Consider the following 1,354-nt stretch of genomic DNA (forward strand, 5'->3'; position numbering starts at 1 on the left):
TGAGTTGTCCTGAAAAAGGTTGACTCGATTAGTATTATAAAATTAATTAAATCGGAGCAGAATTACTTTTGTTCCGATTTATTTTTTTCCATCGTTTTAGTTTGATTTGATTTTGTAAATGTGCTTGATTTGGAGTTAGCATATTGATAGATAAATGCACTCTAATTTGATTATAAAATAAAATTGATTCTTCTACTTGTTTTTTTAAGTTGTCAAAATCTTTAAAGATTTCGAACAATCCAAACTCTTCTTTTAAAATACCATTAACCCTTTCTGCAATTGCATTTTCGTAAGGATCATAGTTTTGTGTCATACTAATAAGAATCTTATTTTTAGATAAAAATTGAGTATATTCTTTGCTGCAATACTGTAATCCTCTATCTGAATGATGTATTAGGTTGTTATTATATTTTCTATTAATAACAGCCATTTTTAAGGCCTGCAATGTTGAAGATGCCATTAGATTATCGGATAAATTATAACCTACAATTTTCTTCGAATAAGCATCAGTTATCAGATGCAAATAATAAGTTTTGTCTCTAGTTCTAAGATAAGTTATGTCAGCAACCCAAATTTGTTCAGGCCTGCTAATATCGATTTCTTTAATTAAATTTGGGTATTTACGCATCCAATGCCTTGAATTTGTTGTCTTATAATATCTTCGAACTTTAGGAACTAATAAATATTCATCTCGTAAAAAATCAAATAATTTATCTCTGCCAATTTTTATTTTATCTTTTTTAAAATCATCCTTCAGCATGTGATATAGTTTCTTACCTCCCGTTTTTGGTAGTTTTTGGCGCACGGACATTATTAAAAATCTTAAATGTTCATTATCTAAATTTGACTTTAATAGATGTGATTTTCTTTTATAATAGGCTTGCTTACTATATCCAAACAATCGACATATTTCACAAGGACTAATCCTGTAGATATGGTTTATTTCTTGGACTGCTTGGAACCAGACTTTTTTACAATTTCGACTTTTAATTCACGTTCGGCTATTTCTATGAATTTCTTAAAAACTAATAATTCTTGCTCCTTTCTTGCCAATTGTGCTTCAAGTTCTTTGATACGTTGAGATTGAGGATCTTTCATAGGTCGTCCAATAGTTAATTTATCATAATATGTAAATTTACCATATTTTTTTAACCAACGAGGTATACAACCGTTACCTCGAATATTATAACGCCTGCGAAGTTCTGCTTTGGTAAATAATCCCTGTTCAAATTCTTTTACAACTTGCTTTTTGAACATCTCTCCAAAAGTTTGTGGAGCTAATGGTTTTTTGAATTCTTTTCTTTCTGTTGACATAATTAAACATATTATAGTCAACTTTTTTTAGGACGAGACA

General features: G+C 29.1%; 1 protein-coding gene. It reads right to left on the reverse strand.

The window, feature by feature from the left end:
- Positions 1-46 precede the first annotated feature (46 nt).
- Positions 47-1,314, reverse strand: a protein-coding gene (locus B0A66_RS22780) for an IS3 family transposase (RefSeq protein WP_123868287.1) whose coding sequence is annotated in 2 segments (ribosomal slippage) — positions 47-975 and positions 975-1,314 — 1,269 coding nt in all. Because the reading frame shifts where the segments join, the coding sequence is not laid out codon by codon here.
- Positions 1,315-1,354: the final 40 nt, after the last annotated feature.

The sequence above is a fragment of the Flavobacterium hercynium genome (assembly GCF_002217285.1).
Classification (GTDB): Bacteria; Bacteroidota; Bacteroidia; order Flavobacteriales; family Flavobacteriaceae; genus Flavobacterium; species Flavobacterium hercynium.